This window comes from Pseudoduganella sp. UC29_71 (genome assembly GCF_042693265.1).
Lineage (GTDB): Bacteria > Pseudomonadota > Gammaproteobacteria > Burkholderiales > Burkholderiaceae_D > Rugamonas.
The window spans coordinates 6695408-6713056 of record NZ_CP170549.1 but is presented as its reverse complement, the minus strand read 5'-3'; the positions used below and the strand labels follow the sequence as shown (position 1 = coordinate 6713056).

14 protein-coding genes are annotated in these 17649 nt (G+C 66.0%); 2 read left to right on the top strand and 12 right to left on the bottom strand.

Going from position 1 to position 17649, the window contains the following annotated elements; all coding sequences use genetic code 11:
• Positions 1-41: 41 nt before the first annotated feature.
• Positions 42-2501 carry a prolyl oligopeptidase family serine peptidase gene (locus tag ACFJI2_RS29975; RefSeq protein ID WP_377703079.1) on the bottom strand — a complete coding sequence of 820 codons (2460 nt, stop codon included), beginning with the start codon at positions 2499-2501 and terminating at the stop codon, positions 42-44.
• Positions 2502-2648: 147 nt separating this feature from the next.
• Here ACFJI2_RS29975 and ACFJI2_RS29970 point away from each other — a divergent pair, with 147 nt between their 5' ends.
• On the top strand, positions 2649-3182 hold the full coding sequence (locus tag ACFJI2_RS29970) for a hypothetical protein (protein ID WP_377703078.1): 534 nt from the start codon (positions 2649-2651) through the stop codon (positions 3180-3182).
• Position 3183: 1 nt separating this feature from the next.
• On the opposite strand, the gene ACFJI2_RS29965 is transcribed toward ACFJI2_RS29970, so the two are convergent.
• From ACFJI2_RS29965 to ACFJI2_RS29935, 7 genes are all read right to left on the bottom strand, one after another.
• Entirely contained in the window at positions 3184-4011 is an 828-nt protein-coding gene (locus ACFJI2_RS29965) for a DUF1731 domain-containing protein (RefSeq protein ID WP_377703077.1), read from the bottom strand.
• An 11-nt stretch (positions 4012-4022) separates the two neighbouring features.
• Positions 4023-4559, bottom strand: coding sequence for a MarR family transcriptional regulator (locus ACFJI2_RS29960; RefSeq protein ID WP_132138754.1), 537 nt, complete (start codon positions 4557-4559; stop codon positions 4023-4025).
• A gap of 178 nt (positions 4560-4737) precedes the next feature.
• Complete coding sequence (locus ACFJI2_RS29955) at positions 4738-7563, bottom strand: ATP-binding protein (RefSeq protein WP_377703076.1); 2826 nt, start codon at positions 7561-7563, stop codon at positions 4738-4740.
• A gap of 3 nt (positions 7564-7566) precedes the next feature.
• A complete protein-coding gene (locus ACFJI2_RS29950; RefSeq protein WP_377703075.1) occupies positions 7567-8331 on the bottom strand; it encodes a hypothetical protein in 765 nt (254 codons plus the stop codon).
• A complete protein-coding gene (locus ACFJI2_RS29945; RefSeq protein ID WP_107875729.1) occupies positions 8324-9706 on the bottom strand; it encodes a hypothetical protein in 1383 nt (460 codons plus the stop codon). Before ACFJI2_RS29945 ends, ACFJI2_RS29950 begins: the two co-directional genes overlap by 8 nt.
• 98 nt (positions 9707-9804) lie before the next feature.
• Positions 9805-10593: a DUF3108 domain-containing protein gene (locus ACFJI2_RS29940; RefSeq protein ID WP_377703074.1), complete on the bottom strand. Its 789-nt coding sequence runs from the start codon at positions 10591-10593 to the stop codon at positions 9805-9807.
• A 2-nt stretch (positions 10594-10595) separates the two neighbouring features.
• Positions 10596-11798: a DUF3108 domain-containing protein gene (locus tag ACFJI2_RS29935; protein WP_377703073.1), complete on the bottom strand. Its 1203-nt coding sequence runs from the start codon at positions 11796-11798 to the stop codon at positions 10596-10598.
• A 90-nt stretch (positions 11799-11888) separates the two neighbouring features.
• Here ACFJI2_RS29935 and ACFJI2_RS29930 point away from each other — a divergent pair, with 90 nt between their 5' ends.
• The gene (locus tag ACFJI2_RS29930) at positions 11889-12764 is read left to right on the top strand and encodes a PhaM family polyhydroxyalkanoate granule multifunctional regulatory protein (RefSeq protein WP_377703072.1); all 876 of its coding nucleotides are present in this window, start codon (positions 11889-11891) and stop codon (positions 12762-12764) included.
• Between the two features lie 92 nt (positions 12765-12856).
• Here the strand turns inward: ACFJI2_RS29930 and ACFJI2_RS29925 are convergent, their stop codons facing one another.
• From ACFJI2_RS29925 to ACFJI2_RS29910, 4 genes are all read right to left on the bottom strand, one after another.
• Positions 12857-14797, bottom strand: a complete 1941-nt coding sequence (locus ACFJI2_RS29925; protein ID WP_377703071.1) for an alpha/beta fold hydrolase — start codon at positions 14795-14797, stop codon at positions 12857-12859.
• A gap of 87 nt (positions 14798-14884) precedes the next feature.
• Positions 14885-15100, bottom strand: a complete 216-nt coding sequence (locus ACFJI2_RS29920) for a hypothetical protein (RefSeq protein WP_107875719.1) — start codon at positions 15098-15100, stop codon at positions 14885-14887.
• Between the two features lie 70 nt (positions 15101-15170).
• The gene (locus ACFJI2_RS29915) at positions 15171-16898 is read right to left on the bottom strand and encodes a tetratricopeptide repeat protein (protein ID WP_377703070.1); all 1728 of its coding nucleotides are present in this window, start codon (positions 16896-16898) and stop codon (positions 15171-15173) included.
• 11 nt (positions 16899-16909) lie between these two features.
• Positions 16910-17623 carry a sensor histidine kinase gene (locus tag ACFJI2_RS29910; protein ID WP_377703069.1) on the bottom strand — a complete coding sequence of 238 codons (714 nt, stop codon included), beginning with the start codon at positions 17621-17623 and terminating at the stop codon, positions 16910-16912.
• Positions 17624-17649 lie beyond the last annotated feature (26 nt).

The window sequence follows — 17649 nt, the reverse complement described above, 5'->3', positions numbered from 1 at the left end:
ATGGCCCCATTCTACGCCCCCTGGCGGAGGCGCTCGGTTCCTTACTGCTTGGCAGCCTTTACATACTTTTCCAGCCAGCTGTTGGTTTCATACAGCATCTGCATGATGGACTCGCGCGCGCGGTAGGCGTGCGACTCGTTCGGCAGCATCACCAGGCGCGCCGTGCCGCCCAGGCCTTTCACCGCCTGGAACATGCGCTCGCTCTGGATGGGGAAGGTGCCGGAGTTGTTGTCGTCGGCGCCGTGGATGAGCAGCAGCGCGTCCTTGATCTTGTCCGCGTTATTGAACGGCGACATGGCCTGGTACACATCCTGCGCCTTCCAGAACGGACGGTCTTCGGACTGGAAGCCGAATGGCGTGAGCGTGCGGTTGTAGGCGCCGCTGCGCGCGATGCCGGCCTTGAACAGGCGCGTATGCGCCAGCAGGTTGCCGGTCATGAAGGCGCCGTACGAGTGGCCGCCGATGGCGATGCGGTGGCGCTCGGCCACGCCGCGCCGCACCACCTCATCCACCGCCGCTTCCGCGTCCGCCACCAGCTGCGGCAGATAGGTGTCGTTCGGCTCCTGCTCGCCCTGGCCCACGATGGGGAAGGACGGATTGTCCAGCACCGCGTAGCCCATGGCCAGGAAGGCCGCCGGCCCCCAGTAGCTCACCGCGTTGAACTTGTACGGCGAACCGGTGGTCTGGCTGGCCGCTTCGGCCGACTTGAACTCCTGCGGGTAAGCCCACATCAGCATCGGCAGCGGGCCGTCGCGCTTGGCGTCGTACTTCGGCGGCAGCAGCAGGGTCGCGGTCAGGTCCACGCCGTCCTTGCGCTTGTAGCGGATCTGCTCCTTCTGCACGTCCTTGAGCTGCGGCAGCGGATGCGGGAAATGCGTCAGCGCGGTGAGCTGCGCGTCGCCCTGCAGCGCCAGGTTGCGCACGTAGTAGTTCGGACGCTCGGTGGGCGATTCGCGCGTGGACAGCAGCTTGCTGCCGTCCTCGTTCAGCACCGCCACCACGTTCTCGTAATACGGCGCGGCGCTCTGGAACAGGCGCTCCTTCTTCCTGGTGGACAGGTTCAGGCGGTCGATGAAGGGGCGGTCGCCTTCCGGCGTGGCGCCCGCGCCGTCCAGCAGGATGGCGTTGTCGGCGCTGATGAGCAGGCGCGGCAAGCCGGCCGCGTCGGCGCGCATCACCGGTGAGCCGGGATTGTTGTAGCGGTCTTCGGCGGAGCCCTGGTAGATCAGCTCGGGCGCGGTATCCGGCTGGTCCGGCGCGATCTTCCACTGCTTCACGGCGCGCGTCTTGTACCAGCGTTCGTTGAGCAGCGCCACGTCGCCGCGGCCCCAGGCGATGCCCGCGTAGCGCGAACCCAGCTTGGCCAGCACGGTGGGCTGGGCCGTGAACGGCGCCGCCTGCGTGTAGACGATGTCGCGGATCTCGGCGGCCTTGGCCGGGTCGCCGCCGTCCTGCGCTTCGGCCCACACCAGCGTGGCCGGCGCGTCCACGCGCCAGCTGATGTGGCGCTGGCCGGGCGGCACGGCGTCGTTCCCCGGCGGCAGGCCTTCGCGCAGCGGCAGCTTGGCCACGGTGTGCTGCAGCTTGCCGTCCAGCTCGCGCACTTCGATGTCCTCGCCGAAGCTCGATACCGGCACGATGTAGGAATACGGACGCGCAATGCTGGAGGTGAGCAGGTATTTGCCGCCCGGCGCCAGCGAGGCGCGCGAATACTGGCCCTGCTTGCCGATCAGGCGCGTCTTGCCCGACAGGTCCACCAGCGCCAGCTGGGACGTGATGTAGTGCTCGAACAGCTTGGCGTCTTCCTCGTTCTTCAGCAAGTCCGGGTAAGTGCGGATCAGCCGCGTGCCGGCGCCGGGCTGGCTGTCCTGCGCGGCGGGGCCGGATGGAATGCCGGTCAGCTGCGGCGCGGCGCCCTGGCCTGCGGGACGCAGCTGCACCAGCAGGCCCTTGCCGTCCGGCTGCCACTGGAAGCCGCGGCTGAACACGGCGGACAGCGGCTGCGATGTCAGTTTCTTCGCGCTGCGCGCGGCCACGTCCACCAGCCAGAGTTCCACGCCGGCGCCCTTGCCTGCGGCATCGCCGTAGTTGGTGTGGCTGAACGCCAGATAGCGCTGGTCCGGCGACCAGGCCAGTTCCGTCACGCGCACGCCCTTCGGCAGGCCGGCGATCTTCATTTCCTTCTGCGTGTCGATGTCGAGCAGCGTCAGGTCGGTGCCGAACGAAAAGCGGCTGGCGGCATAGGTGCGCGGGTTGACGCGCAAGCCGGCCAGCTTCAGCTCCGGCTGCGCCACTTCGGCGATGCCCGGCAGCGCAGGCTGGGCCACCATCACGGCCAGGTTGCGCTTCGGGCTCAGGTTCAGCAGCGGCGCGCGCGGCGCGTCGACGATGGCTTGCAGCGGCGCGGGCGGCAGCTGGTAGCCGCCGTTCTGGGCGCCGGCCAGCGGCGATGCGGCCATCAGGCCCAGGGCCAGCGGCAGCAGGGAATTCCGTACGGTCATTGTTATCTCGTGGACAAGTCAGAGGACCGATTATATTGCTTACGGATAACTTGAAAGTCAATCAACGGCGTGTATCGATTTGTGGCACAGGTGGATGGCGCACCGCCTTGCTTTACAATCGTGCTTTTGCGCGCCGAGAACAACCCTATGGAAATGACCACGATCGCCCTGCTTGTCCTGATACCGCTGCTGGTATGGCGCATTTATTCGCGCATCAAGAGCATGCTGAAACGGCAGGAATCGCTGGTCTGGCGCCACTGGCTGTCGGCCGTGGCCTTCCCCGTGCTGCTGGCGTGGCTGGCGCTGTCCATGCTGGACAATGTGCTGGGCCTGTCCTGCCTGGCGGCCGGCGCGCTGGGCGGCGCGTGGCTGGGCGTGTTCGGCCTGAAGGGCACGCGCTTCGAAACCATCGGCAAGCGCTACTTCTTCACGCCCAACCTGCGCATCGGCATCACGGTGTTCATGCTGTTCGCCGCGCGCATGCTGTACCGCGGGCTGGAACTGTACATGATCAGCCGCGTCGAGACGCCCAACCTGATGTCGCAAACCGAATTTGTGCAAAGCCCGGCCACTACCGTGGTCCTGGGCCTGGTGGCCGGTTATTGCGCCGCCTTCTCGATCGGCATGATACGCTGGCGCCGCGCGCAGCAGCCGCTGCCCGAGCCGAAAGAGCTGAACTGAGCTACTTCCCCAGCAGCGCGGCCAGCGCGCCGCGCAAGTCTTGATAGCGGAACCGGAAGCCCTCTTCCAGCAGCCGCGCCGGCGCCACGGTCTGCCCCTCCAGCAGCAGATCCGCCTGTTCCCCCAGCAGCAGCCGCACCGGCCAGCCCGGCGTCGGCACGAAGCACGGCCGTCCCAGCAGCGACGCCGCCGTGCGGCTGAATTCCGCCTGCGATACCTGCTCCGGCGCGGTGAAGTTGTACGCCGCCCGCAGCGTGACGCGCCCGCCCCCGCCGCCACCGGCGCCGGCACCGTTGCCGTTGCCGACGCCCGTACCCGCTGCGCGCGCGGCCGCTTCCCATTCCTGGCACAGCTGCGACATGAACACCGGCTGCGGCGGCGCATCTTCGGCCAGCGGCGTCGTGTCGCCCATAGCCTGCACGCCGTAGTAGCCGATGGCCGACGCCGACAGCATCAGGCGGGGCTTGTGCTCCGCCCTGGCGATCCACGCCACCACGCGCTCCGTCAACGCCACCCGGCTGCGCCTTAGTGCCGCCTTGCGCGCCGCAGTCCAGCGCCAGCCGAGGATGCGCGCCCCCGCCAGGTTGACCACCACATCGATCCGCTCCGACGGCGCCAACGCATCCAGGCTATCCACGCAGCGCACCGCGCCGCTGAACAGCGATGCCGCCTGCTGCGGCGAGCGTGTCAGCGCGACGACAGCATGCCCGTCGTTCAACAATGCCCTCACCAGCAAGCGCCCGATAAATCCCGTCGCGCCGGTGACCAGCACGCGCTGCTGCGGCCCCGCGAACAGCAGCGGATCGCCCTCCTGCATTGACGTCGCCATGGCATGGCTCCTTAGTTTTTGTCGTCCGAGCCGAGGAAGCGCGCCACGGTGCCGCCCATTTTCAGGAAGCGCAGCATGGTGGCGGGCGGCAGGTTCTTGTAGTCGTTGTAGGTGGCGCCCAGCATCTCCATGAACTCCAGCACGTCGTTCATGCGGTCCTTGGTGGCGGGCTCCAGGGCGGTGTCCTGCTCGGCCTCGATGGCGCACTCGCGCAGCACCGACAGGGTGGGATCGATTTCGCGCCGCTTGCGCTCCTCGATGATGACGCGGAAGATCTCCCAGACATCCTGCAGCGCCAGGAAGTGGTCGCGCCGGTCGCCCATCACGTGGCTCACGCGGATCAGGCCCCAGCTCTGCAACTCCTTCAGGCTGTTGCTCACATTCGAGCGCGCCACGTTCAGCGTTTCCGCGATGTCCTCGGCGGTCTGCGGCGTGTTCGCCAGGAACAGCAGCGCATGGATCTGCGCCACGGTGCGGTTCACGCCCCAGCGCGTCCCCATCTCGCCCCAGTGGAGGATGTACTTCTGCATGGTCGGCGTCAGTTGCATGATTTTCCTTTATTTCTGTTATTACAGAAATTAAAGACCATCCGCGCACGAAAGTCAAGGCAAGTCAGCAGAAGGAATAAAAAGGGGTCAGGTCCGGCAATCGGACACGGGCTCAGCCATTACTGGCTGAGCCCGTGTCCGATTGCCGGACCTGACCCCGCTTGGGGGGAGGGTTGGGTTACGCCGCGGCCTTGTCGGGCGTGCGGCGCTGGAGCACGAAGATGGGTTGAGCCCACTGCGTGTCCTTTTTCTTTTTGCTGGTGATCAGCGTCAGCTCGGAGGGGTCGTAGACGTCGGTGTTGTGGGTCAGCGGCGTCGTCATCAGATACTGGGCTTCGGTGTTCTTCAGGAACTCGCCGACCAGCTGGATGTTGCGGATGTCCAGGTGGGCGAACGGTTCGTCGATGAACACGAAGCCGCCGGAGCCGTCTTCGGACTTGAGCAGGCCAATCAGCAGCACCAGCGATTTCATCACCTGCTGGCCGCCGGACGCTTCGCCGTCGTTCATGCCGATCGGACCCTTGCCGTCGAACTTGAAGCGCACGTGCAGGCCCGCTTGCGACAGCGCCAGGTCGTCGTTCTCCAGCTTGACCGGGTCGGTGTGCACTTCGATGTTGGCCAGCTCGCCCAGCTCCTTGATGTTCTTGCTGTACGTTTTGATCGTGTAGCGCAGCCGCTCCATGTAGGCGCCGCGCGCGTTCGTGGTCGCTTCGATGGCGCGGTTGTTCTGGTAGCGCCGCTCTTCGGTCTCGGTTGCGCGGTTTCTCAGCTGGTCGTTCAGGCGCGCGTACTGGTCGATCACCGTCGCGTCCAGTTCCCAGTCGCTGCGCGCCAGGCTCGCTTCCAGGGCGTGGATGCGCAAAATGGTCTGGTGCGCGTTGACGTATTCGGCCACCAGGCGCTGGCGGCGCGCAGGACGGCGCCAGTTGTACGGCATGTGGCGCCACTGGCGGCGCAGCGCCAGCAAGGCCTTGGCGTGCTCGGCGCGCTGCTCGATCACGCGCTTGTGGTTCAGGCGCAGGCCGGCTTCGGATTCGGACAGGTTGAAGCGCGCGTTCTGCCACGTGCTGTCGGCGCGCGTGCGCGCAATGGTCGCGTTCTTGATCAGGCCTTGCAGCTCGCCGAGGCGCGAACCGACTTCGGTGCGCTCGGCTTTCAGCGGCACCGAGGCGCGCGCCGCTTCGTCGAATTCTTCCTGCCGCGCGCTCAGTTCCTTGGCCGCATCCACGCCGGCCAGGCGGGCTTTGAGCGCGCTCACCTCGGAGGCCAGCTTGCTGATGGCGAGCGTGAAGGTGTCTTCCTGCGCTTCGAGCGCCGGCAGGTTCTTCAGGATCGCTTCCATGCGCTGCGATTTGCCGGCCGCGCCAAAGCGGTAGCGCGACGCTTCCACGAACAGCGAGCGGCCGCCGCGGCGCTCTTTGTGGTAGGCCTCGGGCGTGATCCACTCTTCGATATGGCTCTGGCGCGCGCCCTCTTCCACCGAGTCCACTCGGGTGATGCGCATCAGCTGTTCGATCAGCCAGCCCGGCGCCTTGTCGGAGAACTTCACCACCGACATCAGGCTGTCGCCCTTGGTGCTTGGCGCGGTGATCAGGTCCGGCACGATGAAGTGGCGGTAGCGTTCCTTCTCCGCCAGGCGGTAGGCGGCAGCGGCGTCGCTGGCTTTATCCAGCAGCACCACGGAGGCGTAGCCGCCCAGCACGCCTTCGACTGCGCCCTGCCATTTCGGGTCCGTCACCTCGACGATGTCCGACAGCATGGCGTGGCCGATCTTGGCGTCGTTCAGCGCGCGGCGCATGGCGCGCACGTTGTCCGGCTCCGGCATGGCGGTCTTGCCCTGCAGCGCGGAGATGGTTGCCTTGTCTTGCGCGATGCGCGACATGACCGCGTCGCGGCCCTGCTTCTGGCGCGCCAGCTCGGCTTCCTTCTGCTCCAGCTGCGCGCTCACTTCGGCAATGTCCGCGCCCGAATCGGCGGCCAGCTTTTGCAGGCGCGCCTTCTGTTCCAGCAGGCTGTCCAGCGGTTTCAGCCTGGCGTTGATGGAGTTGAGGCGGCTTTGCAGCGCGGTCGCTTCCTGCTCGAGCACCGTCTCGTGCTGCTGCGCTTCGGTGAACGCCTGCGCCTGCGCGGCCACGTGGGCGCGCTTGTCCGACAGCTGCTGGTCGGCCAGCAGCAGCGGCTTGCGCGCTTCGCGCAGCTGGCGCGTGATGTTGGCCTGCTTCTCGCGCGCCTCGTGGTATTCCAGCGTCGGCAGCACTTCTTCCTGCAGCTCGCGGCGTTCCTTGGTCAAGCCTTCCCACTGGTGGTAGTTGGCCACGCGCAGGCGCAGGCCCTCCAGGTTGGTCTTGGAGCCTTCCAGTTCGGCCTCGAAGCGTTTCAGCTCGATTTCCGTGTCGCGCTGGTGGCGCTTCGCCTCGTCGTACGCGTCCAGCACTTCCTTGTCGCCGAACACCTGGAACACCAGGTCCAGCAACTGGCGCGGCGCGTATTCGCACAGCTTGTCGGTTTCGCCCTGCTCGAGCGCCAGCACTTTCGCCATCGCCGGCGACAGGCCGGCGTTGGCCAGGCGCTTGCGGTAGTTTTCCACGCCGAGGAAGTCGTTCGCCTCGGTCACTTCCTCGATCTGCACATTCCCCGGACGCATCAGGTACTGGCGCTTCCAGTCGCCGCCGTTCTTCTGGATCTGGCAGAACAGCGTCACCTCGTCTTCCGAGAAGAAGCCGGAGCTGCGGAACGGACGGTTCGACAGCTGCTTGCCCATGGCCTTGTTGTCCACCACGGCGCGCAGCCAGGAGGTTTGCTGTCCCGCGTGGCGCGCGTAGTGCTTATAGGTGCGGCCCATCGAGCAATCGAGGCCGAACAGGGTGCGCAGCGCGTCCAGCAGGGTGGTCTTGCCGGAGCCGTTCTGGCCCGCGATGGTGATGATCTTCGCATCGAGCGGAATGTTCTTGATGCGCTGCCAGTAATCCCAGTGGACCAGTTCTAGCGATTTGATATGAAACATGGCTTAGTCTCGGTTCGGGGTGTCGGAGGGGGCATCGGCGGCTGCATCGGCTGCATCGGCGGCGGCGGCGATGGCGGCGTTTTCAGCGGCGGCCGAGGCGGCCGCTTCGGCCAGCGCGGCGCGCGGAATATGCACCACTTGCGCCGGCGCGCGCTTGAATACTTCCGACAGCGCGCCGTTGATGATGCGCTCTTTCAGCAGGTCGGTATCCATCAGCAGGTCCAGCAGCGGGCCTTCGACGATGATGTCGCCGCGCCGCTCGATGAAGCCCAGCTTGCCCAGGATGCCCAGGTTCATGTCCATGCGGGTTTTCTTGCCCAGCTTGTCGCCGAAGTCGGCCAGCAGGGCCTTGTACGGGATGCCGATGGAGGTGTCTTCCGCGCGCGGCAGCGGCTTGTCGATGCCGAACATGTCGTTCTGGTCGTCTTCCGCGTGGGTGTGGGTTTCCTGGCGCTCGCGCTTGGGCAGGATGATCTGCGCCCACAGCACCACCAGCAAGGCCACGCCGTCGCGCGCCAGGCCGAAGTTATTGTTCTGCCAGACGTCGCGCGCGCCGAATATCTTCGGCTCGATGGTGCGCGACAGCGCCAGCGTCACGTGGTCGGCATAAACGTTGTCGAGCAGCTTCATGCCGCAATTGGCCAGGCGCAGGTCCACTTCGGCGCGGAACAGTTCGTCCGACAGCACGCGCTTGACCAGGCGGTCGTCGCGGCGCAGCGTCTGGTGCGTCAGCAGGCGCGCGATCAGGATCTGGGAATCGTCATTCATCTTGGGTTCCCTTGTCCACGGATTGTTCTAAGTTCAAATCTAAGTTAAGCGACAGCGAGGCGATACTCATGGCGGCCACCTCGGGGTCGGCCAGCTGCACCATGTCGTCGGTCGGGTCGAAGGAAATCGGCAGGCGCGCCAGGTTGCCGGTGGCGCCTTGCAGGCTCGCTTCGGACTGGTCGCCCAGCAGCGGCAGCAGCGAGGCGCGGTAGGACGCCACGGCGAAGCTGGCGGGCAGCAGCGATTCGTGCGCCTGCACCGCTTTCGGCGCCTCCTCGCCCACGCTGGGGAAATTGCCCAGCGCGGCGAAGTCGGACAGGCGTTCCAGCCAGTCGTCCAGCTCCTTCTGCATGGCCGGTGCGTCGTTGACGGTGGTGGGCGCGTCCTGCCCGCTCGGCAGGCCGCCCGGCGCCTGGTTGTTGGCGCGGTCGGACAGTAATTCGGTTTCAGCCACGTCGATCATCTCGGCAGGGGTAATAAACAGCGGCACCACGGGCTGGTCGATGGCATCTTCGGCCAGCTGGGCCAGGTCTTCATGGGCCAGCAGCCAGCGCTTGATGTCGGTGGTGGACAGGCCGGACTGGCCCAGGTGCACCCGCTGGCGTTCAATCTGGTTCAGCGCGCGCGAGAACATGCCCTGCATGTTCAGCAGCGCGCTCTGGGCACGGCCGATGGCCTGCGCCGCGCGGTGCGTGGCCGAGTCGGCCCGCTCGTCGGAGGTGATGGCGCGCAGGATCTCGGACCCCTTCTCCACCCAGTCGCAGGCCATATGCCATTTTTCCTGCGAGGCGCGCAGGCGGAACTCGGAGCCGGAAGCGATGGCGTCGCGGAATTCCTCGGTCAGGTCCACCAGGCGGCCCAGCAGGTGCTGCAGCTGCTCCACGGTGACGCCGCCCACGGCCTGGGCGCCGGCCACCTGCGACAGCAGGAAGCCCATTTCGGCTTCGTCTTCGTTCTGGTTCAGGTTCAGCAGGCTGTCGATGGCCGACAGCACGTTGCGCGCCATCGGCGTGACGCGGTACACGGCTTGCTGCGCGTCCCAGGCCAGCAGCTGGTTGGTGCGCAGGCGCATCAGCACCGTCTCCAGGCTTTCCGGCAGCAGGTAGGCCAGGCGCGTGTTGATGTCGGCGCGCGAGAAGGTCGAAGAAGCGGTGTCGGACGCCAGCTCGCGCAGCACCAGCAGGCGCACGGCCACACCCTCAAAGCCGCCGTGGAACAGGGCTGTGAAGACTTGCAGCAGGGGCTGGGCGCGCTTCAGGTGGTAAACCTGCTCGATCTCGTCCACTGCCACGTGCGGCTGGAAGTGCGCCTGCAGGGCGTCCTGCGTGGCCTGGTCGTTGGGGTTTGCGTCTGCGGCCTGGGCCGCATTTGCCATTATGTCTATCATTCTGCTCCGGGTTGCCATTTTGTACACGCCGCGCAGGCAATGCTCGCGGGGGGCGTCAGTATAGCAGTTTGCCGAGCCCGGTCCGGCTACTTGCGCGTCACCTTGTCCAGCAGCTGGTCCACCGTGTCGCCGTCGTCGTCGAACAGGATGCGCACCGGATACCAGTCGAGCGACGGCGCCAGCCACAGGTCCACCTGCTGGCCCTGGTCGCCCTTGGGCGGGGACTTGGTGAAGTGCACCGCCTGCAGTTCGCCCATGCCGGTCTGCACCGCCTCGTGGCGCACCACCTTGAAGATCCACGGCTCGGCGTCGCGCCGGCCGGCCACGAAGAAGGCCCACTCGGAGCCGGGCGTGAACTTGTCCGGCGCACTGCGGGCGATGGCGGCCAGCTGCCACGGCGCGCTGGTGCGGTCCTGCTCGCCGCCCTTGATCGGGTAGCTCTCGTCGCCCTTGCTGAAGGTGATGGTTTTGGCGTCGCGGTTAAAGGTGGCGGTGGTGGCTTCCTTGCGGAAGCGCTTTTCGTGGAAGGTGGACGGCGCCAGGCCGTAACTGTCCACCGCGCCTTCGCTGCGGTTTTCCAGGATCTTGCCGAAAATGCCAGCATGGCTTTCGGTGGCGATGCTGTATTTGCCGTCGCCCTGGCGCCACTGCACGAGGGCGTCGCCGCTGATGGCCATGCCCTTCTGGCGCGCCTTGATGGTGTAGCTCAGGTCCGCCGAGGGCGGCAGGCTGAAGGCGCGCTTGGCGCTCGGGTGCTCGGCTGCCGCTACTGCCGCTGCTGCGGCGGCGGCATTCGGGGCCGCTGCCTGCGCCGACATCGTTGCGGCAGCCGAAGCCAGGACAATACTGATTACTGTGATTGCTGTGTTGCGCATATTTACTTTCCAGCGTTGCCGCTCAGGGTGATCTTGGTGATGGTCTGCGTCGTCAGCGCACCATTCGCCTCGGTATTACGGATCTGCACCGGGAACCAGTTCATGCCCGGCGCCAGCCAGATGTCCAGCCGCGCCGAGTAGGAACCCGGCTTGGGCGGACGCGCCAGGTGCCACGTGACGATGCGGCCCAGCTGCGTGTCCAGTTCTTCCTCGCCCACCAGCAGGAAGCGGTAAATACTGGCGTCCTTCTCGTCGCCCACCAGGATGTCGATGTCCGAGCCGAACTGGTTCACGTCGGCCCGGCCGATGGCGCCCAGCTGGAACGGCACGGTGGCCTTGTCCTGGGCGCCGGCCAGCAGCGGGTAGCTGCGCTCGGTGGCCGAGAAGGTGATGCGGCCGTCGCTGCGCGCAAAATGCGTGGCGGTCTGCGAACGGCCGCGCCGCTTCTCGGTGAATTTCAGCGGCGCGATGCCGGCGTCGTCGATCTCGCCTTCGCTGCCCAGCACCAGCAGGTTCACGCGCGCCACCAGCATGCTGATGCCCGCTTCCATGGCCACCTTGTACTTGCTGCCGTCGGTCTGCCAGGACATGTGCGCCACGCCGCTCCACTTGGTGCCGTTAGCGTCGGTGCGCTTCAGCTCCATCTCGAAGTCGGCCGACGGCGGCAGGTCCACCTTGTAGCGGCGCGTGGACAGCGGCGCCGGCGGCGGCTCGGCGGCTTGCTTGTCGCTGGCGCCGGGAGCGGCCGGCGTGGCTGCAGCCGCTTGCGCGGCGTCCGGCGCGGATTGTACGGCAGCCGGCGCGGAAGCGGCGCCCGGCTGCGCCAGCTCGGGCGGCGCCGCCAGCGCCTGTTCGATGCCGGCCAGCGGATCGGACAGCGCGCCGCTGTCCTGCGCGGCAGGCTCGGCCACGGCCGACTGCTGCGGCTGCGGCGCCGGACGCAGCGTCCTGCGCGCGGGCGGTGCGGCCGGTGCTGCAGGATCCACCGGTTTCACTTCGGGCGGCGGCTCGCTGGACGCGGTGCGGCGCGGCAACGCCAAACGCAATTGCGCCTGCATGACGGACGGCGCGGGCTTGACTGCAGTGCTCTGCTGCGGGCCGAGGCGAGAACCCAGCCAGTCTATCGTCACAACGTGCAGGGCCGCGGTGGCCGCGCACAGGGCGAGTACGCGGCGGCGCCGGGAAAGGAAAGAAACGATCGTCATGACGCTAGTTTAACGCTTGTCAAGCCCGGTCCGCTGACAGCCATGGTCAAATCTGCTACGCTAACCTACCATCCCTATAGGAGACCTGCTATGGCCATGCCTCAAATGCCCAACATTCCGGGCGCCGGTGTTATGACGGACACGCTCGATTTCGTGAAGAACCTGTGGGGCAGCATGGGCGTGGTGCCAGGCATTGCCGCGCCGACGCTGTCGGTGGATGAACTGGACAAGAAGATCAACGACCTGAAGGCCGTGGAGGCCTGGCTGAACCTGAATTCGAGCATGGTGCGCGGCAGTATCCAGGCGCTGGAAGTGCAGCGCAATACCATCGCCACCTTGAAATCCATGGGCAAGACGCTGGCGGACGCGGTGCAGCAACCGGGCGCGGCGAAGGAAAAGTCGCTGTTCGAATCGATTCCGTATGCATCGGCGTTCTTCCAGCATGCGGCCGATGCGCTGTCGCCGAGCGCGGCGGGTGCGGCGCCGGCCGGCGATCCGTTCAGGATGGCGGCCAAGGCGCCTGCCGCCGCACCGGCCCCTGCGCCGGCGGCGCCTGCCACCGAAGCGCCGACGGAAGCGCCGGCGGCAAAGGCGGCGCCCGCGGCGGCGGCGATGTCGGATGCGGAGGCGGCAGCCGCTGCGGCGGCGCCGATGGTGAATGCGGCAGCGTGGTGGAATCTGCTGCAGGAGCAGTTCAAGCAGGCAGTGACCACGGCCATGACCACGGACGTGGTCAGCGGCGCGGCAGCACGCGCGACGGAAGCGGCCAGCAAGTTCGCGGCGGCGGCGAGCAAGCCGGTGGCCAAGGCGGACAAGGGGAATTTGCCGGCGGAGCAGGAGCAGGACAAGCCGGCGGGCAAGAAGGCCAACGGCAATGGCAGCGGCAAGAACGGCGCCGCCACCGACAGCGCCGCGCGCAAGGCGCCGGCCAGGAAGGCCGCAAGCGCAAAGCCGGGTAAGGAATAAGGCCGGTAGTGCAGGCGGCGCACGATGCCTACCGCGTGCGCGTAGGGCGGACTAGCGCCGCAGGCGCGTAACCCGCCGGTGCCGCCAGCGCCTTACGGCTTGGCCTGCGCGCTCCCCGCCTTGCCGGCGGCCGACGCCACACCCGGCTTCAGGTACTTGTCGAGAAACTCCAGCATCTTGGCATTGGCCACGATCTGGTTTTTCTTCTTGCTGAAGCCGTGCCCTTCATCGTCGAACACCACATACTCCACCGGCACGTTGTTCTTCTTCACCGCTTCCACGATCTCGTCGCTTTCCGGCTTGATCACGCGCGGGTCGTTCTTGCCCTGGATGACCATCAGCGGCTTGCGGATCTCCTTGGCATGGAACAGCGGCGAGGTCGCCACCAGGAACTCCTTGTCCTTCACCGGATCGCCCACTTCCTGGTACAGCGCCTTGCGCTGCGATTCCCAGTACGGCGGAATCGATTCCAGCGTGCGCACCCAGTTGCTCACGCCGAAGATGTCGATGCCCACCTTGAACGCTTCCGGCCGGAAGGCCATCGCCGCCAGCGTCATGTAGCCGCCGTAGCTGCCGCCCATGATGCCGATGCGGTCCGGGTCGATATTGCCCAGGCTGACCAGGAAGGTCTTCGCCTCCACGCAATCCCACAGCGGTTCGCGGCCGTGCTTGCCATCGTCTGCCGTGTTGAAGGTCTTGCCGTAGCCCGAGCTGCCGCGGTTGTTAATGCCCAGCACCGCGTAGCCGTGGTTGGCCAGGTACTGCATCAGCGCGCTGTAGCCGCGCCGCGTCTGGCCGCCGGGACCGCCGTGCACGAAGATCACCGCCGGGGCTTTCGCGCCGGGCGCCAAGCCTTTCGGCTTGTAGTAGATGGACGGGATTTCCATGCCGTCGAAGGACTTGAAGCGCACCACTTCCGCTTCCACCAGATCGTCCGGATTGATTTCCTTGTTCAGGCTCTGCGTCAGCTGCCGGGTCTTTTTCGTCGCCAGGTCGTACACGAACAGATTGCTCGGCGCGCGGTCGCCGTTCAGGTAGAAGGCCATCAGCTTGCCGCTCGGCGAGAAGGTCACGCCGCGCATTTCGCCGCCGGGCAGCTTGGGCAGCGCCACTGGCCTCTCGTCCGGGCCTTCCACCACGCGCACCACCTGGCTGCCGTCGTGGTCCACCACCGTGGTGCGGAAGCGGCCGTCGCGCGAATAGCCGGAACCGAACACGTCCCAGTCCGCCTTCTCGTGCACGGCGATGGCGCCGGTGGCCAAGTCATAGGTGCGCAGCGTGTTGAACTCGCCGCCTTCGTTGGAAGTGAAGAACAGGCGCTTGGAGGCCGGATCGAAGGTAGACGCGTTGTAGCTGGCCGTGCCCTGGTGCGGCGTGATGTGCTTCAGTTCCTTCTTCTGCAGGTCGTACAGATAGATGTCGCTGTCGGACGTGGTGTTGGGCTTGGACAGCGCAATCCAGCGCTCGTCGCGGCTCAATTCGCTCGGCGTCATGCCGTTCTCGTTCTGGTACAGCATGGTGCGCTCGTAGCTCTTCGCGTCGTAGCGGTACAGGTCGAAGTACTTCGGATCGCGTTCGTTGGTGAGCGCGTAGAAGGCGCTGCCGTTTTCCGACCAGCCGCCGAAGATGGCCTTGAGCTTGTCGCCCGGCGTCAGGTCTTTTTCGCTGCCGTCCAGCTCGCGCACATACAGGTGGTTCTGCTCATTGCCGCCCTTGTCGCGCGTGAACAGGATGCGGTCGTCGTTACGGAAATAGCCCACCGCGTAGGTGCTGTCGGTGGTGGACTTGGTCAGCGCGACCGGCTTGCCGCCGCCCACCGGCTGCATGTAGACGTTGGGGATGCCGCTCTCGTTGCTGGTGAACAGGATGTTCTTTTCATCGCGGCTGAAGGAGGCGCCCGAGATGGTCGTGGTCGCCATGAACTGCTCGATGGTGTACTGCTTGGGAGGCTTGGCTGCCGCCATGGCGCCGGGAAGGGCTTGCAACATCAACGCCAGCACGGTGAGCCGCGCTGCGGTTTTGATACGACGCATATTCGCTCCTGTCTAGATGGGCTGCCGCCACGATGACGGCAGCGCCAGCCAGTGTTGCAAGAACGAACTACGTTGTCAAATCATAAATTACGACAGCCGCTGGATGCGAATGGCGTCGATCAGGCCGTCGTCCTGCCGTTGTATTTTTACAATCTTGATCAAGCCCTCGTCGGCCAGGGCCTTGGCGCCGTCGTGCGCCGACTGGAACGATTCCAGCGTGTCCCCCTTGACGGGCACCGGCCTGATCCAGGCGGCGGCGCCGATTTTCATTTTTTCGTAGACCTCTTTGGCGATGTCGCGCATAGGTTCTCTCCTCATTGTGGTTTTAGTGTAATCATTGAAATGCCGGGAAACAAGTCATCCATGGGGACGGCTACTCTTCCGGCTCTGCCTCTGCTTCGTCCTCGGCCTGCGCGTCCTCCGCGGCAGGCGCCGGCTGGCGCGCCGGCATCAGCAAGGCCAGCTGCTCGATCAGCTGCGCGAAGCGCTGCTGGCCCGGCGCCACGCGGTCCACATGCATCAGCACGCCGTTCGCCTCGTCCATCAGCGCTTGCGTAAAGCCGTTCTGCTGCATGTGCGAGATCAGGATCTGCGCCGAGTTGAACAGGATGCGCATATTGTTCGGCAGCGCCTCGCGCGCCGTGCGCATCCACGCCACCGCCTCGCCCAGCTTGCCGGTTTTCCACAGCAGCACGCCCTTGTTCATCATGTCCGCCGCTTCCTTGCGCGAAGCCTGGATCAGCGCCGCGCCCTCCTCGCTCATGCGCGCCTTGTCGAATATCTTCTGCACTTCCTCCAGCAGCAGCGTGTTGTCGTGGTTGTTGCGGATGACGTAGCACAGCAGCTCGGCCGGCGCGTCCTTCACGCCGACGGCAAACAGCAGCGTCGCCATTTCAATGCAGGTGTCCGTGTCCGGGCGTTCCGGGTCCTCGTTCAACATGGCCTCCAGCTCGTCGCCGGACTTGCGCGCGCGGCGGTAGTCGCCGCTCTCGTGGTACACCAGGCCCTCGGTGATCTTGGCGCGCAGTTGCACCTGGTCGCCGGTGAACTCGCGCTGCGCCGTGGCCAGCACCTGCAGCGCTTCCTTGGTATCGTTTTTCTGGCCGCACACGCGCGCCAGGCCGAAGTAGGCGTCCACGGTCTTCAGCACCGAGTACTCGCCGATGGCGATGCACTTGCGGAAGGCGCGCTCGGCCAGCGGGATATTGCCCAGCTTGAGCGCGGCGTTGCCCAGGTTGCGCTGGCGCGGCACCGAGTTGGGCGACAGCTTGGCCGCCTTCTCCAGCACGTCGCACGACTCCTCCAGCTTGCCCATCAGCTGGAAGGCCGTGGCCAGCTGGTCGTAGGCGTCGATGTAGAAGCGGTTGTCGGCGATCACGCCCTGGAACATCTGGCGCGCCGCCTCGTGGTCGCCGTTGCCCATGCGGATCTTGGCCAGGCCGGTGCGCGCCCAGTTGTAGTCGCGGTCCTCCAGCACCTGCTCGTACACCGCGCGCGCCTTGGCCGGCTCGCCGGCCTTCAGCAGCAGCGTGGCCTTCATGCGCAGCAGGTCGATCTCGTGCAGCTTGTTGCCGGCGATCTGCTCGTCGCACAGGCGGGCGGCGCGCAGGTAGTCCTTCTCCACGAAAGCCTGGTCGATGTCGCGGAAGATCTGCTTCTTCTGCCACACGCGGTTCAGGCGCGTCAGCAGCACGCCCTCGGTGATGGGCTTGATGATATAGGCGTCCGGCTGGTGCTCGGCGGCGCCCATGACCGACTCCACGCTCTTCTCGGCCGACACCATCAGCCACACGCTGGACGGCGTCATCAGGTTGCGGATGCGGCACTCTTCCAGCACCTGCTGGCCGTTCTTGCCTTCGCCCAGGTTGAAGTCGCACAGCACCACGTCGTAGTGGGTCTTGGCCAGCATGATCATGGCCTCGCCGCCGCTGGCGGCCTGGTCGATGTGCTTGGCGCCCAGGTTGCGCAGCGATTCGCGCAGCAGCTGGCGGATGCCGACGAAATCGTCGACGATCAGGTATTGCTTGTCGGTCCAGTCCACGGCGGCGATGGCGGCCGTGACGTTGTCGGGCACGGTGGGGGCGACGGTAGGGAAAGACATCTCGCCTCCGCTCACGGCAAACGCAGCACGAAGCAGCCGCCGCCCAGGGTGCCGCCGTTTTCAAGATGGACGCTGCCGCTGCGCTGGCGGTGCTTGTGCATTTTCGCCACTTCGCAGGCAAAGTACAGGCCCAGGCCGCTGCTGTTGGTGAGGAAGTTTACGCCGCTGGTGTTGCCGCTCATGGCCGACGCGCCGGCGTCGATCAGCGCTTGCGGGAAGCCCGCGCCATTGTCTTCCACGCGCAGCTCCAGGTAGCCGTCGCGCTCGGCGATGGCCAGGCGGATGGTGTCGCTAGTGTAGCGCACGGCATTGTTGATGGCGTGCGCCAGCATGCCGATCACCAGGTCTTCATCGAGCGTCCAGATCAGGCCGGCCGGGAAATCGGTCTGCAGCGTGATGTGTTTCGAGGCCAGCAGCACCTTGGCTTGCGAGCTCACCTGCTGCACCAGCTCGGCTACCTGCTGCGGGCGCGGATCGAAAGGATAGGAAGGCTTGCCCACTTCCTTGTACAGCGCCAGCAACTGCATCAGGTTGTCGTTCAGGCGCTTGGTCTGGTACAGCATCTGGGCCAGGCTGGGATAAGCGGGATGGTTCGCGTCGTTCTCGTCGGCATTGCCCAACAGGTTCTCCAGCGTGCCGCTGAGGACGCTGATCGAATTTTTCATGTCATGGGCGGTTGAAGCCAGGAACAGGAACAGCTCGGGCGAGCCCGCTTGATCTTCCATAGATGAGGCCTCCACGGGGCAATTGT

Coding starts and splice junctions, on each gene's coding strand:
- ACFJI2_RS29915 (WP_377703070.1), bottom strand. CDS start 16,898: ATGTCTTTCCCTACCGTCGCCCCCACCGTGCCCGACAACGTCACGGCC.
- ACFJI2_RS29955 (WP_377703076.1), bottom strand. CDS start 7,563: ATGTTTCATATCAAATCGCTAGAACTGGTCCACTGGGATTACTGGCAG.
- ACFJI2_RS29930 (WP_377703072.1), top strand. CDS start 11,889: ATGGCCATGCCTCAAATGCCCAACATTCCGGGCGCCGGTGTTATGACG.
- ACFJI2_RS29950 (WP_377703075.1), bottom strand. CDS start 8,331: ATGAATGACGATTCCCAGATCCTGATCGCGCGCCTGCTGACGCACCAG.
- ACFJI2_RS29920 (WP_107875719.1), bottom strand. CDS start 15,100: ATGCGCGACATCGCCAAAGAGGTCTACGAAAAAATGAAAATCGGCGCC.
- ACFJI2_RS29970 (WP_377703078.1), top strand. CDS start 2,649: ATGGAAATGACCACGATCGCCCTGCTTGTCCTGATACCGCTGCTGGTA.
- ACFJI2_RS29925 (WP_377703071.1), bottom strand. CDS start 14,797: ATGCGTCGTATCAAAACCGCAGCGCGGCTCACCGTGCTGGCGTTGATG.
- ACFJI2_RS29960 (WP_132138754.1), bottom strand. CDS start 4,559: ATGCAACTGACGCCGACCATGCAGAAGTACATCCTCCACTGGGGCGAG.
- ACFJI2_RS29940 (WP_377703074.1), bottom strand. CDS start 10,593: ATGCGCAACACAGCAATCACAGTAATCAGTATTGTCCTGGCTTCGGCT.
- ACFJI2_RS29910 (WP_377703069.1), bottom strand. CDS start 17,623: ATGGAAGATCAAGCGGGCTCGCCCGAGCTGTTCCTGTTCCTGGCTTCA.
- ACFJI2_RS29975 (WP_377703079.1), bottom strand. CDS start 2,501: ATGACCGTACGGAATTCCCTGCTGCCGCTGGCCCTGGGCCTGATGGCC.
- ACFJI2_RS29945 (WP_107875729.1), bottom strand. CDS start 9,706: ATGGCAAATGCGGCCCAGGCCGCAGACGCAAACCCCAACGACCAGGCC.
- ACFJI2_RS29935 (WP_377703073.1), bottom strand. CDS start 11,798: ATGACGATCGTTTCTTTCCTTTCCCGGCGCCGCCGCGTACTCGCCCTG.
- ACFJI2_RS29965 (WP_377703077.1), bottom strand. CDS start 4,011: ATGGCGACGTCAATGCAGGAGGGCGATCCGCTGCTGTTCGCGGGGCCG.